Annotated in this window: 15 protein-coding genes; 7 read left to right on the top strand and 8 right to left on the bottom strand. The window is 68.6% G+C overall.

What is annotated here, in order from left to right; translation table 11 throughout:
• Nucleotides 1–3: 3 nt before the first annotated feature.
• Both ASF80_RS18070 and ASF80_RS18065 read left to right on the top strand, forming a co-directional pair.
• The gene (locus ASF80_RS18070; protein ID WP_056313818.1) at nt 4–954 is read left to right on the top strand and encodes a carbohydrate ABC transporter permease; all 951 of its coding nucleotides are present in this window, start codon (nt 4–6) and stop codon (nt 952–954) included.
• On the top strand, nt 951–1,856 hold the full coding sequence (locus ASF80_RS18065; RefSeq protein WP_200934839.1) for a carbohydrate ABC transporter permease: 906 nt from the start codon (nt 951–953) through the stop codon (nt 1,854–1,856). The genes ASF80_RS18070 and ASF80_RS18065 overlap by 4 nt, the downstream gene beginning before the upstream one ends.
• 127 nt (nt 1,857–1,983) lie before the next feature.
• On the opposite strand, the gene ASF80_RS18060 is transcribed toward ASF80_RS18065, so the two are convergent.
• The 4 genes from ASF80_RS18060 to ASF80_RS18045 all read right to left on the bottom strand — a co-directional run bounded on the left by ASF80_RS18060 (nt 1,984) and on the right by ASF80_RS18045 (nt 6,857).
• The gene (locus ASF80_RS18060; RefSeq protein WP_056313816.1) at nt 1,984–2,997 is read right to left on the bottom strand and encodes an aldo/keto reductase family protein; all 1,014 of its coding nucleotides are present in this window, start codon (nt 2,995–2,997) and stop codon (nt 1,984–1,986) included.
• A 54-nt stretch (nt 2,998–3,051) separates the two neighbouring features.
• Nucleotides 3,052–4,452 carry a heparan-alpha-glucosaminide N-acetyltransferase domain-containing protein gene (locus ASF80_RS18055; protein ID WP_056313814.1) on the bottom strand — a complete coding sequence of 467 codons (1,401 nt, stop codon included), beginning with the start codon at nt 4,450–4,452 and terminating at the stop codon, nt 3,052–3,054.
• A 127-nt stretch (nt 4,453–4,579) separates the two neighbouring features.
• Complete coding sequence (locus ASF80_RS18050) at nt 4,580–6,208, bottom strand: DUF4407 domain-containing protein (protein ID WP_056313812.1); 1,629 nt, start codon at nt 6,206–6,208, stop codon at nt 4,580–4,582.
• A gap of 79 nt (nt 6,209–6,287) precedes the next feature.
• Nucleotides 6,288–6,857, bottom strand: coding sequence for a TetR/AcrR family transcriptional regulator (locus ASF80_RS18045; protein ID WP_056313810.1), 570 nt, complete (start codon nt 6,855–6,857; stop codon nt 6,288–6,290).
• Between the two features lie 66 nt (nt 6,858–6,923).
• On the opposite strand from ASF80_RS18045, the gene ASF80_RS18040 reads away from it, so the two are divergent.
• Entirely contained in the window at nt 6,924–7,562 is a 639-nt protein-coding gene (locus ASF80_RS18040; RefSeq protein ID WP_056313808.1) for an NAD(P)H-dependent oxidoreductase, read from the top strand.
• Here ASF80_RS18040 and rlmN read toward each other — a convergent pair.
• A complete protein-coding gene (rlmN, locus tag ASF80_RS18035) occupies nt 7,511–8,800 on the bottom strand; it encodes a 23S rRNA (adenine(2503)-C(2))-methyltransferase RlmN (protein WP_200934838.1) in 1,290 nt (429 codons plus the stop codon). The two genes, ASF80_RS18040 and rlmN, sit on opposite strands and share 52 nt — an antisense overlap.
• Before the next feature lie 70 nt (nt 8,801–8,870).
• Between rlmN and ASF80_RS18030 the strand changes: the two genes are divergently transcribed.
• Genes ASF80_RS18030 through ASF80_RS18015 form a run of 4 tightly spaced genes read left to right on the top strand, consistent with a single transcriptional unit; the run spans nt 8,871 to nt 11,474 of the window.
• Nucleotides 8,871–9,425 carry a ribosomal protein L7/L12 gene (locus ASF80_RS18030; protein ID WP_056313806.1) on the top strand — a complete coding sequence of 185 codons (555 nt, stop codon included), beginning with the start codon at nt 8,871–8,873 and terminating at the stop codon, nt 9,423–9,425.
• 55 nt (nt 9,426–9,480) lie between these two features.
• Nucleotides 9,481–10,119: a bifunctional 4-hydroxy-2-oxoglutarate aldolase/2-dehydro-3-deoxy-phosphogluconate aldolase gene (locus ASF80_RS18025; protein WP_056313804.1), complete on the top strand. Its 639-nt coding sequence runs from the start codon at nt 9,481–9,483 to the stop codon at nt 10,117–10,119.
• Nucleotides 10,120–10,129: 10 nt separating this feature from the next.
• Nucleotides 10,130–10,720 (top strand): ankyrin repeat domain-containing protein, encoded by a 591-nt coding sequence (locus tag ASF80_RS18020; protein WP_056313802.1) that lies wholly within the window; start codon nt 10,130–10,132, stop codon nt 10,718–10,720.
• 4 nt (nt 10,721–10,724) lie between these two features.
• Nucleotides 10,725–11,474 carry a sulfite exporter TauE/SafE family protein gene (locus ASF80_RS18015; RefSeq protein WP_056313800.1) on the top strand — a complete coding sequence of 250 codons (750 nt, stop codon included), beginning with the start codon at nt 10,725–10,727 and terminating at the stop codon, nt 11,472–11,474.
• A gap of 111 nt (nt 11,475–11,585) precedes the next feature.
• On the opposite strand, the gene ASF80_RS18010 is transcribed toward ASF80_RS18015, so the two are convergent.
• From ASF80_RS18010 to ASF80_RS19485, 3 genes are all read right to left on the bottom strand, one after another.
• A complete protein-coding gene (locus tag ASF80_RS18010) occupies nt 11,586–12,419 on the bottom strand; it encodes an SDR family oxidoreductase (protein WP_056313798.1) in 834 nt (277 codons plus the stop codon).
• Nucleotides 12,420–12,504: 85 nt separating this feature from the next.
• Complete coding sequence (locus tag ASF80_RS18005; protein ID WP_056313796.1) at nt 12,505–13,266, bottom strand: SDR family NAD(P)-dependent oxidoreductase; 762 nt, start codon at nt 13,264–13,266, stop codon at nt 12,505–12,507.
• Nucleotides 13,267–13,446: 180 nt separating this feature from the next.
• Nucleotides 13,447–14,142, bottom strand: coding sequence for a hypothetical protein (locus ASF80_RS19485; protein WP_235560057.1), 696 nt, complete (start codon nt 14,140–14,142; stop codon nt 13,447–13,449).
• Nucleotides 14,143–14,187 lie beyond the last annotated feature (45 nt).

Here is a 14,187-nt window from a genome sequence, read left to right as displayed (position 1 = left end):
TCCGTGACCCGGACCGCACTCGAAGGGGGCTCCGTCGGCACCGCCGGCGGGGCCTCCCCGGCATCCCGCCGGCGCCGCCCCTTCCGTGGCCGCCACGCGCTGACGCTGCTGGCCTTCATGGCCCCGGCGATCGTGTTCGTGTGCTGGTTCACCTACTGGCCCATGCTGCAGGGCGCACGCATGGCCTTCCACGACTGGAACCTGTGGGACCTCACGTCGACCCCCTGGGTGGGCTTCGACAACTTCGTCACCGTCTTCCAGGACCCGGCCTTCCCCACCGTCGCGTGGAACTCGGTGCTGTGGGTCGTCGGCTCGCTCGTGCCGCAGCTCGTGATCGGCTTCCTGATCGCGCTCGCCCTGCGCAAGCGGTTCCGCTTCCGCGGGCTCTACCAGGCGCTCGTGTTCTTCCCGTGGGCCGTCTCCGGCTTCCTGATCGGCATGCTGTTCCGCTGGATGTTCAACGCCGAGTTCGGCGTCGTGAACGACCTGCTCATGAAGGCGGGCCTGATCGATGCTCCGCTCCCCTGGCTGGCCGACCCGAAGCTCGCGATGTTCGCGGTCATCGTGGCCAACATCTGGTACGGCGTGACGTTCTTCGCGATCATGATCCTCGCAGCGCTCCAGTCGGTGCCTGACGAGATGCTCGAGGCCGCGAGCCTCGACGGTGCAGGCAAGGCCCGGCAGCTGTTCTCGATCATCATCCCGTACATCTCGATGACGCTGCTGCTGACGATCCTGCTGCGCATCATCTGGATCTTCAACTTCCCCGACATCATCTACGCGATGACGAACGGCGGACCGGCGAACCAGACGCACATCATCACGACGTGGATGATCAACTACACCCAGCAGGGCAACTACGGCATCGCGAGCGCGATCGGACTCATCGTCGTCGCGTTCCTGTTCGTGTTCTGCGCGTTCTACCTGATGGCGATGCGGAGGGTCCAGCGATGACCATCACCGGAACCACGGTCACCGAGACCCGGCGTCTCACCGTCCCCGACATCGCGAAGGCACCGCGCCCCAAGCGCAAGGCCTCGGTCGGCGGCGTCATCCGCGTCGTCGGGCTCGGCCTCTGGCTCGTCATCACGCTGTTCCCGCTGTACTGGATCGCGCTGACGTCGTTCAAGTCGCCGGGAACGATCAACTCGTTCCCGATCGAGTACTGGCCGTCAGAACCGTCGTTCGACAACTACGTCAGCCTGTTCCAGCAGAGCTCGTTCGGGGTCTTCCTCGCCAACTCCGCGATCGTGGCGACGGTCGCGGGCGCGGTGGCGACGCTGATCGCGCTGCTCAGCGCCTACGTGATCGCCCGCTTCGAGTTCCGCGGCAAGGGCACCGTGCTGGTCGCGTTCCTGCTCACGCAGATGATCCCCGCGTTCATCGCGCTGGGGCCGCTGTATTCGATGATGACCGACCTCGGACTCGTCGACACCAAGCCCGGTCTGATCCTCGTGTACATCGCGGTCTGCATCCCGTTCTCCACGGTCATGCTCCGCGGCTTCTTCGAGAACGTCCCCGACGCGCTCGAAGAAGCGGCGATGATCGACGGATGCTCGCGCTTCGGCGCTCTGTTCCGGGTGCTCGTGCCGGTGATGACCCCGGGCATCATCGCGGCGTTCATCTTCAACTTCGTCAACTGCTGGAACGAGCTGTTCCTGTCGGTCGTGCTGATGAACACCGATGCCAACCGCACGGTGCCGTCGGCGCTGAACGGCTTCATCTCGACGTTCAACATCGACTGGGGCTCGATGAGCGCCGCAGCCGTGCTGACGATCCTGCCGACCATGGTGATGTTCGCTCTCGCGAGCCGCTGGATCGTGCAGGGACTCACCGCCGGCGCCGTCAAGGAGTAGGTTTTCGAATCGCGCACTTGGCAGAAATCCTCACCGAGAAACTGCCAAGTGCGCGATTCGAAATCGGAGGCGCACCACGACGAAGGCCGCCGTTCATCTCGAACGGCGGCCTTCGTCATGCGGGCTGTCAGACCATGCGCGCCTTCGGCGACATCGAGTACGTCGCCTCGGCGTCGCGGTTGACCGTGTCACCCAGTGCGGTGTCGATCGCGGCGAGCGTGTCGGCGTCGAGCGTCACGCCAGAGGCCTTGACCGTGTCGGCGAGCTGCTCGGGGCGCGAGGCGCCGACCAGGGCCGCCGCGACGTTCGGGTTCTGCAGCACCCACGCGATCGCGAGCTGCGGCATCGAGAGGCCCGCCTCTTCGGCGATCGGCTTCAGCTTCTGCACCGCGGTGAGGATGTCGTCCTTCAGGAAGCTCTTGATGAAGTCCGCTCCGCTGTGCGGGTCGGTCGCCCGCGAGCCGTCCGGAACCGGCTGCCCAGGCAGGTACTTGCCCGAGAGCACGCCCTGCGCCATCGGCGACCAGACGATCTGCGAGATTCCCAGCTCTTCGGATGCCGGTACGACCTTGCCCTCGATCACACGGTGCAGCATCGAGTACTGCGGCTGGTTCGAGATGAGCTGCACACCGAGCTGCTTCGCGAGAGCGTGCCCGTCGCGCAGCTGCTCCGCCGTCCACTCGGAGACGCCGATGTAGAGGGCCTTGCCCTGGCGGACGACGTCGGCGAACGCCTGGAACGTCTCTTCCAGCGGGGTCTCGTAGTCGAAGCGGTGGGCCTGATAGAGGTCGACGTAGTCGGTGCCGAGTCGCTTGAGCGAGCCGTTGATCGACTCGAGGATGTGCTTGCGGCTCAGACCGGTGTCGTTCGGGCCCTTGGGGCCGGTCGGGAAGTACACCTTCGTGAAGATCTCGAGGCTCTCGCGGCGCTGGCCTTCGAGAGCCTTGCCGAGCACGACCTCGGCCGCGGTGTTCGCGTACGTGTCTGCCGTGTCGAATGTGGTGATGCCGGCGTCGAGCGCCGCATGCACGGTCTTGACGGCGGCGTCGTCGCCGACCTGTGAAGCGTGGGTGACCCAGTTGCCGTAGGTGATCTCAGAGACCTTGAGACCGCTGTTGCCGAGATAGCGATAGTTGACCATGCGACAACGCTACCGGCCGCCACAGACCTCGGGCCCGGATCTCCGTGACCGGTCTCAGCCCTGGGGGTCCGTGCCCACGGCCGCATGGCGTCCCGCTCGGGACTCGCGGGTGAATGCGGCACCGGCCCAGGCCGTCAGGCGCTCGAGCGGCCCCCGCCCGACGAGCAGTGCCCACATGGTGGTGAGCACGAGCAGGCCGACGGATGCGACTCCCCACGCGATGACCGGCTCCTCGAACAGCGACGTGAACCACCCGTTGACGAACAGCACGACGTGCGCCGCATAGGCGGTGAGCGGCATGGCGCCCAGAGCCGCGAGCGGGATCAGCACCCACCGCAGCGGCCTGGCGGCCAGGAGCATGAGCGCGAGCACGGCCATGGCGAGCCCGCCCGAGCCGATGATCTCGAGCGCTCCGCTGCTGTGCGGGGAGGCGTCCATCCAATGCGTGCCGATCATTCCCAGCGGGTCGGACGCCCAGAGGGCCTCCCAATAGTCGCCCGCCTCGCCGGCGTCGGCACCGCCCGCGAACTCGTCCGGATCTGCGCAGACGATCACCCCGCTGTCGGCCTGGCAGGAGAGGCCGTCGAAGTCGAACTGATCTGCCGGGCTCATGCCGGGAAGACCGCCCTCGGCGGATCCGCTCGGAACGTCGCTCGAGACGGAACTGCTCGTCATCGACTCGGCGGGCGGGGTCGAGGGCAGCGCCAGCGCAGCGGCACCGTAACCTGCGGTGGCGAGCACCGCGCCCAGGCCGAGGAGGGCGAGCTGGACCCGGACACGGTGCAGCGGCATCCGCCCCACTGCGAGACCGATGAGCAGGAAGGTGATCCAGACAGGGACCGGGTAGATGCCGACGAGCGCGAACGAGACGCCGGGGCCGAAGATGACGTCGGCGGACAGGACGTTCATCGTCGCCAGGGCCGCAGGTACCAGCACCGCCGAGACGACCGCCCCGATCGCCAGCGATCGCGTGCGCCACGTCAGCAACGGCGCGGCGATCACGAAGAGGAGTCCGTAGATGGTGAGGATGACGGCGATGTGCGTGCCGAGCAGTTCCAGGACGATGCCGATCGCGAACACCGCCAGGCCACGGCCGATCAGGCGGAGTCGCGCCGCCCGGACGGCATCCGCATCGTCGCGATCGAGGCCCCTGGTCATGAGAGCGAGCGAGACGCCGGCGACGATGGCGAAGAGGATCGCCGAGCGGCCATTGACGGCATCGCCCCAGGTCGCAGGTGTCGCCCAGTCGAAGCCTGCGGCGCCGAGGCCGAGATGGGCTCCGAGCATTCCCAGCACCGCGAGGCCGCGAGCCGCATCGACGCCCATCAGCCGCGGGTGCTTCCCGAAGGCGCGCAGGCGGGAGCGGATCCCGTCGGAACGCCGCAGCCCGCCCGCGGCGGACGGGTCCGGGACACGAGCGGGGTGAGGACGTCGGCTCGGGCTGGTGATCGTCATACGTCCAGCCTCGTGGAGCCGCCGGCACGACGCGTCAGCCGAAGGTGCTCCGACCGTCCTCCGAAAGGATGACATCTCCCGCGCGCAAGGATCCTGCCGATGGCGCGCGGGAGATGTCCTCGCTGTGTCAGACGCGGGGCTCGACCAGCTGCTCCTGCTCCTCGAGCGTCTGCGCCTGGGCGCGCTTGTCGGCGAGCTCGCGCTCCTCGGCCTGCGCGCGTTCCTGCGCCGCCTGCTCGGCCTCCTTGCGCTCCGCACGCGTCTGCGGTTCGGTCGGCGCGGCATCCGATTGGATCCCCTGCGACTGCACGTTCACGATCGCCGCGCGGTCGCGGAAGCCCTCGGCGGTCACCTTGTCGAGCGCGACCTGCTTGCGGATCGCCGCGGCCTTCTCGTAGAGCGACGGGTCGCCGTAGGACGTGAGCACCTTCACGAGCACCGGCAGCAGCTCGATCATGAAGAACAGCGCCGCGATCAGGATGTGCGCCCAGAGGATCGTGGGCTCCTTCTCGCTCAGCCTGTTCAGCCCACTGATCTGGCTGAGCAGTCCGATCGCCCCGGCATTGCCGGATGCCACGGACTCTGCTCGCGCGTTGTAGGCGGCGAGCGCGGTGTCGTAGCTGTCACGTGCGGCGGGGAGCTGCGACTGCGCCTCCTCGCGGTTCTGCGTCTCGGAGGTGCTGGTGTTCTCCTTCGCGGCGGTGCCGGCGGCGGCGAGCTCCTCGTTGGCGGTGCGCAGCTGGGCGGCGAGCGCGTCATAGGTCTGCTGCGCCTCGGCGAGCTGGGCCTGGGCGGCATCCGAGCTCGCGCCCTCGCCGTTGACACCGGTGCAGCCGGGAACCGTGCCTGCTCCCTCGCCGGTGAGCTCGCACTGGTACAGCACGCGCGCCTGGTCGATGACGCCCTGCTGGGCGGTCATCTTGGCGGTGAGGTCGTCGACGGTCGCCTGCGCGGCAGTTTCGCTCGCCGACGACGAGTCGGTGCCGGCGACGATGCCCGTGGCCGCCTGGTTCTCGAGCTCGGCGACGCGGTCGGATGCGGCATCCAGCGCCTTGCGCTCAGGACCCGTCTCGAGCGCATCCTGGTCGGCCTGCGCCTGCGTGATGTTGGTCGAGGCGACCTCGCGCGCGATGTCGTTGTGGAAGATCTGCAGCACCAGCGGCTCGGCGACGACGAAGCCGATGATCGCGGCCATGATCACACGCGGGATCGCGAGGCCGATGAGCCGCCAGACATTACGAGTCGACGACATGGTCGAGGTGAGGAAGCGGTCGAGGTTGAAGATGATCAGCGCCCACACGATCGCGAGCGGCACGGCCAGCCAGATCGCGGCCTGAACGCCCGTGGTCAGGGCGAACAGCATCGAGATGGCCGAGACCAGTGCGGTGCCGGCGAGCACGAAGAACATCTGCACGAATCGCGGGGTCTCACCGGGCACGCGGTCGAGGATCTCGCCCTCGGCCCCACCGAGGATCGCGAGCTTCCGCAGACGCGACCCCGGCACACGGGGAGTGCGCTCGCGCGGCTGGCGACGCGGCTTCGGCTCACGCACCGGACGAGCGGATGCTGCGGCATCCTGCTCCGGCTCCGGCTCTGACTCGGGAGTCGCGTCGGCCTGCGGCTCCGACAGATCGGCGCCGGAGGGCTCGTACGCGCGCAGGAAGTCGAGGTCGTCCGTGTCAGCGTTCGGGTCGCTGTCGAGGATGATGCGACCCTGCGAGTCGAACCGTCCTGGGCGGTGAGCGGAATAGGGCATCCCGACAATCTACGAAAGGTCGCCTGTGGATAACGTGCACGAACCCTGTGTTTCCGCCTCTGTTGTGCCCTGAGAAGGGTCAGCGAGAGAGCATGCGGGTGAGCGTATCGGCACTCGCGGCGAGCGCATCGTCGAGTGGAAAGTGGCCCGCGGCGCACAGGGTTCCGAGGCCGTGCACGAGCCCCCAGACGCCGGTGACGCCGCTCTCGCTCTCGAGGCCTGCGGCGACGGACGCGGTCGACAGCAGCTCTTCGAGCTCGAGGATCAGCGGCGCCATGGTCTCGCTCGGCTCACCGGGGATGCACACAGTCGGGTCGTAGATCACGTCGAAGCCGTGCGGATGCTCGACCGCGAAGCGGATGTAGGCGGCACCGCCCTCGATCGCGGCGGATGCAGGCTCGGAGGCACCCTCGATCGCCGTGCGCACAGCCGTGACCAGATCGGCCATGCTCCGCTCGGCGAGCACCTTGAGCAGACCCCGACGATCCGAGAAGTGGTGGTACGGCGCGTTGTGGCTCACATCCGCCGCGCGTGCGACCTCGCGCAGGCTGATCTCGTGGGCCGGCTTGTCGACGAGCAGCTGCATCGCCGCCGCCTCGAGGGCGTGGGCGAGGTCACCGTGGTGATAGGCGGATCGGGAACTTGACACAAGCAACATTGTTGCCTATCTTGACAGTGTCCACCAGTTCTTGACACTGTCAACATAGGAGTCCGCATGTCTTCCGCCCTGATCATCGATGGCCACCCGGACGCCCGGTCCCTCACCGCAGAACTCGCTCGGCGCTACGCCGCGGCACACGGCGACGCCCGCATCCTCGCCCTGCGCGATCTCGAGTTCGATCCGTCACTGCGCTTCGGCTACCGCCAGCGCATGGAGCTCGAGCCCGACCTGATCGACGCCAAGCGCGCCCTGGCCGAGGCCGCCACGGTCGTGGTGTTCACGCCGCTCTGGTGGGGTTCGGTGCCCGCGCTGCTCAAGGGTTTCTTCGATCGGGCGCTGCTGCCGCAGCAGGAGTACCGCTACTCGAAGCTCGGCATGCCCGAGGGACTGCTGCCCGCGCGCTACGGACGCCTGTTCCTGCTGGCGGACACCCCGTGGTTCCTCACGCCGTTCACCGGGCTGCCGGCGCAGACGCACGTCGCGCGAGGGACGCTGCGGTTCTGCGGCATCCGCTCGGTGCGCACCACCCGGATGCTCGGCGTCAAGGACGCGAGCCCGGCGCGCATCGAATCGTGGCTGTCACGCGCCGAGTCGCTCGGTCGTCGAGACGGCCTCCGCGATCGGAGCGGTGCCGCTGCACCTCAGGCCATCGCGGCGGAGGCAGCCTCGTCTTCGGTCGTCGCGACGAGCTGACCGCATGCTCCGTCGATCTCCTTGCCACGCGTGTCGCGGAGGGTCGTCGGGATGCCGGCGTCGTTGAGCCGGCGCACGAACTCGTTCTGCACCGAGGGCTCGGACGACGTCCAGATCGAGCCGGGTGTCGGGTTCAGCGGGATCGGGTTGACGTGCACCCAGCCGCGACCGCGCTCGTTGAGCTTGTCGGCGAGCAGATCGGCGCGCCACGCGTGGTCGTTCATGTCCTTGATCAGCGCGTACTCGATCGAGACGCGACGGCCGGTCTTCTCGTAGTAGTACCGAGCGGCATCGAGCGCCTCATCGACCTTCCAGCGCGAGTTCACCGGGATGAGCTCGTCGCGCAGGTGGTCGTCCGGCGCGTGCAGGGACAGCGCGAAGGTGACGGGGATGCCCTCGTCAGCGAGCTTCTTGATCGCCGGCACGAGTCCGACGGTCGACACCGTGATGCCTCGGGCGCTCATGCCCAGGCCGTCGGGCTGCGGTGCGACCATCGAGCGCACCGCGTCCATCACACGCTTGTAGTTGGCGAGCGGCTCACCCATGCCCATGAAGACGATGTTCGACACCCGCTCCATCGAGTGGTCGTCGGCCTTCTTGCCGCCGAGGCCGCCGTCGGCGATCAGACGGTTGGCACGGACGATCTGCTCGATGATCTCGGCGGTCGACATGTTGCGCGTGAGGCCCGCCTGGCCGGTCGCGCAGAACGGGCAGTTCATGCCGCATCCTGCCTGCGACGACACGCACAGCGTGATGCGGCCGGGATAGCGCATGAGCACCGACTCGACCAGGGCGCCGTCGTGCAGGCGCCACAGGAACTTGATCGTGTCTCCACGGTCGGTCTCGAGGCGGCGAACCTCGGTGAGAAGCGGCGGCAGCATGCCTGCGACGAGCTGCTCGCGGGTGTCGGCCGGGAGGTCGGTCATCTCGGCGGCATCCGACGTGTAGTGGCGGAAGTAGTGGGTCGAGAGCTGCTTCGCGCGGAATCCGGGCAGGCCCAGCTCCTTGACCTTCTCGACGCGCTCGGCCGGGGTGAGGTCGGCGAGGTGCACCGGCGGCTTGCCGCGCTTGGGGCTCGCGAACTGCAGCAGCGGCCGCCCCTCGGCGTCCTTCTGCTGGGTCCAGCCCTCTGTCGTGGGGCGCACCTGCGGGGTGCCTGTGGAACGGATGGCCCCCGAACGGGACGACGCGGGTGCCGTGGCGGGGCGCGTCTCGCGCGTGCGGGGAGTCTCGGTCATATCTCCAGGGTACGCGGTGCCGGGTGGGAAGGCCCTGGGGCGGGAGCGCACGCGTCCCTAGACTGAGCGGATGGACATCATCCTCGCTCTCGGCGGAGTCATCCTCGTCATCGCCGTCGGCGTGCTGATCATCGGTGCCGCACTGCGCTCGATGCGTCCGAAGGCCCCGGAGCCGCACGTGTTCACCCCGTCGCCGACGATGGCCCGGTCGGTCGCCTCCGCCTCCACGTCGACTGCCTCGGCCTCGCAGCTGACGCCCGCCGCGATCGCCGAGATCGACCGCCTCGTCGCCGCGGACAGGAAGATCCAGGCCATCAAGCTCTACCGCCAGCACACCGGCGTGCGACTGCAGGAGGCGAAGGACCGGATCGACCACTGGTCGGTCAGCACCACGGCACCACACCTCGCTGCGGTCTCGAACGCGGCGGCGGCCCACTCGTCGATCACGGCCACGCCGTCGTCGGTGCGCGGCGCACTCCCGGCATCCGTCGCGGCAGAGGTCGACCGCCTCGTCGCCGCCGATCAGAAGATCCACGCGATCAAGCTGGTGCGCGAGCACACGGGCCTCGGACTCAAGGACTCGAAGGACGTCGTCGAGGCCTGGCCGCACCCGCCCCACTTGTAATTACAGGTTGCCGTCGGGGAGAATGGGGACGAACCCCCACCCGAAGGAGCCCTCGATGCCCGACCGTCTCTCCCGTGCCCGCGCCACCGGCGTCCTCGCTGTGCTGCGCGCACCGTCGCCCGAGCTCGCGCTCGAGGCCTCCGAGGCGATCATCCGCGGCGGGGTGACCGGCATCGAGGTGACGTTCTCGACACCCGATGCCCCCGCGGTGATCCGCGAGCTCATCGCCCGCCACGGCGATGCCGCCTACATCGGTGCGGGCACGGTCACCACCGTCGAGCAGGCCACACTCGCCGCCGACGCGGGCGCGGAGTTCCTGGTCAGCCCCGGCACGCTCCCCGCCCTGACCCGCGCGATGCTCGACACCGGTCGCGTCGTGATGACCGGCGCCATGACCCCGACCGAGGTCATGGGCGCGCTCGAGCTCGGCGTCGACGTGGTCAAGATCTTCCCCGCATCCCTCGGCGGCCCCTCCTACCTCGGCGCGCTGCGCGGGCCCTTCCCCGACGCCCCGCTGATGCCGACCGGCGGCGTGACACCCGACAACCTCGCCGATTGGTTCCGCGCCGGAGCGGTCGCCGTCGGCGCGGGTGGCGATCTCGCCAACGGCGCCTCGCTCGCCTCATCCGACTGGGCCGACATCGAGCAGCGCTCGTCGCGATTCGCCGCATCGCTCGCGGCAACCCGCGGCTGAGGAGTCCTCCATGTCTGACAGCACCCGTGATCTCTTCGACGCTGCCCTCTCGGGCGACGCGGATGCCGTGCGCACCGCCCTCGACGCCGGAGCCGACATCGAGGCCCGCGGCGCCGGCGGCATGACCGCACTCGTCGCCGCGACCAAGGCCGACCACGTCGACGCGGCCCGGGTGCTCGTCGAGGCCGGGGCCGACGTGAACGCCAAGGACGACATCCAGGATTCCGCGTATCTCTACGCGGGCGCCCGAGGGCACGACGAGATCCTGCAGCTCACGCTCGAGAACGGCGCCGACCTCGCCAGTACGAACCGCTTCGGAGGCACGGCGCTGATCCCGGCATCCGAGCGCGGATTGCTGTCGACCATCGGCATCCTGCTCGAGGCGGGCGTCGACCCGAACCACATCAACAACCTGAACTGGACGGCGCTGCACGAGGCGATCGTGCTCGGCGACGGATCCGACACCTACGTCGAGGTCGTGCGCGCACTGCTCGACGGCGGTGCCGACATCACGATCCGCGACGGTGACGGAGTGCTGCCCCGCGACCTCGCCGCCGCTCGCGGCTACGACGACATCGTCGCCCTGCTCGAACGCCGATGATCCGGTGATCGACCTCGCACCCCTCGCCTGGGCGGCACTCGGACTCGCGGCCGTCACGATCGGCATCTCGAAGACCGCGCTGCCCGGCGGCAGCATCCTGGGCATCGCCCTGTTCGCGACCGTGCTGCCCGCCCGCACATCGACTGCCGCGATGCTTCTGCTGCTCATCGTCGGCGACGTGTTCGCGCTGATCACCTATCGCCGCCATGCGCATTGGCCGACCCTGCTGCGGCTCGCTCCGGCCGTGATCGCCGGCCTCGTTGCCGGGTTCGCGTTCCTCGCGCTCGCGGGCGACGGGATAGTCCGGCGCGCGATCGGCGTGATCCTGCTGGCGATGATCGCGGTGACGCTGTGGCGCCGATGGCGGCAGAACAGGGCGGATGCCATGGCGCCGGCCCCCGGCGGGCTCCTGCTCTCGGGGGTCTACGGCACCCTCGGCGGCTTCACGACCATGGTCGCGAACGCCGGCGGACCGGTCATGTCGATGTACTTCCTCGCGACCCGCACACCCGTGCAGGTGTTCCTCGGCACCTCGGCGTGGTTCTTCGCGATCATCAATCTCGTGAAGATCCCGTTCCTCGCGGGTCTCGGCCTGTTCGAGGGACACGTGCTGCTGATGGATGCCGTGCTGGCGCCGCTCGTCGTGATCGGCGCCCTCGTCGGCATCCGCCTCGCGAAGCGGATGAACCAGGTGCTGTTCGACCGGATCGTGATCGTGCTGACGATCGCCGGGGCCGTCTACCTGCTGTTCTGATCCGCGCTCCCTCGGGAGAACGCAGACGGAAGGCGGTCCGTTCGGCGCGTCATCGAACGGCGCGCGGGGCGCGGCGCATCCCGTCTCCGTTTTCCGAGCGGCGATCCCGCCTCAGTCGAGGAAGATGTCGGGGAACAGCCGGTCGTCCGGCGTTCCCGGCACTGCGGCGTAGCCCGAGAAGTCGGTCACTCCGTCGGCCTCGAGCACGTCTTCGACGATCAGCGTCTGACCGGTGTACTCGGCCGCGGGCTTGAGCAGCACCGCATAAGCGGCGTCGGCATAGATGTCGGGCGTGCGGCTCGCAGCCATCACCCTGTCGCCGCCGAGCAGGTTCTGCACCGCGGCGGTGGCGATCGTCGTGCGCGGCCACAGGGTGTTGGCGGCGATGCCGTCGCGTGCGAACTCCGCCGCGAGCCCGAGAGTGACCATCGTCATGCCGAACTTCGCGAGCGTGTATCCGGTGTGCGCACCGAGCCACTTCGGCGTCGGGTTGAGGGGCGGCGACAGCGAGAGGATGTGCGGGTTCTCGGCGTCCTTGAGCATCGGGATCGCCGCGCGGGAGAGCATGAACGTGCCGCGGACGTTGACGTCCTGCATCAGGTCGTACTTCTTCGCGCCGAGCTCGAGCGAGCGCGAGAGGTCGATGACACTGGCGTTGTTGATGACGATGTCGATGCCGCCGAATTCGCCCTGCGTCTTGAGCACGGCCTCGGTGATGTCGTCGTCGTCGCGCACGTCGCCGACGATCGGCAGCGCCTGGCCGCCGGCGGCCCGGATCTGCTCGGCCGCGGAGTGCACCGTGCCCTCGAGCTTGGGGTGCGGGGTGTCCGTCTTCGCGAGCATCGCGATGTTCGCGCCGTCGGCTGCGGCGCGCAGCGCGATGGCGAGGCCGATGCCGCGGCTGCCGCCCGACATGAGGATGGTCTTTCCTGCCAGTGTGCTCATCTGCCACCTTCTCGTTCGAATCGCGTGAATTGCAGTTTTGCGGGCTCGAATCTCACCAAGTGCGCGATTCGAACGCCGGGGAGTGTTACTTCGGCGCCATCCGGATGGCGCCGTCCAGGCGGATCGTCTCGCCGTTGAGGTAGCCGTTCTCGACGATCTGCTGCACGAGGGCGGCGTACTCGTCGGGGCGGCCGAGCCGCGAGGGGAACGGCACCTGCTGACCGAGCGAGTCCTGCGCTGCCTGCGGAAGCCCCATCAGCATGGGGGTCTCCATGATCCCGGGGGCGATGGTGCAGACGCGGATGCCGTAGCGCGCGAGCTCCCGCGCCACCGGGAGGGTCATGGCGTGCACGCCGCCCTTCGACGCGGAGTACGCGGGCTGGCCGATCTGACCGTCGAAGGCGGCGACGCTCGCGGTGTTCACGATGACGCCGCGGTCGCCGTCATCGGTCGCATCGTTCTTCGAGATCACTGCGGATGCCTGCGAGAGGACGTTGAACGTGCCCACCAGGTTGATGCGCACGATGCGTTCGAAGTCGGCGAGCACGGCCGGGTTGCCCTCACGGTCGAGCACCTTGGCCGGAGGGGCGATCCCCGCGCAGTTGACGACGACGCGCAGCGGCGCTGCGGCCTGAGCTGCGGCGGCGGCTGCGGCCGCGTCATCCGCGCTCGTGACGTCGCCGGGGGCGAACACTCCCCCGAGCTCCTCGGCGATCTCGGCGCCGGCCGAAGAGGGGAGGTCGAGGATGGTCACGACGGCGCCGGCGGCTGCCAGCCTGCGTGCGGTGGCGAGTCCGAGACCCGACGCACCGCCGGTGATGAGAGCACTCGAGCCCTGGATCTGCATGCGGTTCTCCTTCGAAGCGTGTGCGACTCAGTGTCAGTTTAGCTGATTCCGAGTTTCAGTCCATGCGCGGCGGGGTACGTTCCGATCGCGTCGACCCCCAGCGCATCGACACCGAGCCTACGCCGCACACGACGAAGGGGGAGAGCCGCACGGCCCTCCCCCCTCGTCGATGTGTCGCGCTCAGACCTCGATCTGCGCGGCGATGCCCTTCAGCTTGTGGCGGGCGAGAGCGAGGTTCGCCGCCGCGCGGTTCAGCACGAGATAGATGAACAGTCCGTTCGCGCTCTTCGTGTTGAGCACGTTGATCAGGTGGTACTGCGAGCTCAGCGTGATGAGGATGTCGTCGATCTCGTCGGTGACACCGAGGTCGCGCATCGTCGCGAGCTTCGCGCGCACGACGTTGGAGTTGCCCGCGGCGGCGATGCCGAGGTCGAACGACGGATTGCCGCCCTGGGCGAGAGCCATGCCGCTGCCGTAGTCGACGATCGCGGCGCCGGTCGCGCCCTCGATCGCCAGCAGCTGCTGCAGGGCGTCATCAAGTGAACTCATGTTGTAGTGCTCCTCTGTGGTGGTGCGTGTGTCCGCGACGGGCTCGTCTGCCGTGGAACCCTTGGCTTCTTCGGCCCAGATCCATTCGACGAACCGGTCGAGGTCCCCTTCGTCGGGCACCCGGGAAGAGATCGCCGGAGCCCTGGGCAGATCGCTCGCGACGCCCTGATCTGCGGCCGCAGCGTCGGCTGCGGGTGCGCTCGCCGAAGCGTCGACATCACTGCCATGGCGTCGCCACCACTGCGATCGGGACGAAACGCGCACGAAGACCTCGGTGTATCGGAAGGGAGGGATGAAGCGGCCGCCGACGGCGACCGGGATCGACACTAACCGCGTCCGAGCCCGCAGAACCGAGAGAATATGTGCATACCG

The sequence above is a fragment of the Microbacterium sp. Leaf159 genome (genome assembly GCF_001423615.1).
Taxonomy (GTDB): domain Bacteria; phylum Actinomycetota; class Actinomycetes; order Actinomycetales; family Microbacteriaceae; genus Microbacterium.
This window is presented reverse-complemented; position numbering and strand designations above follow the sequence as displayed.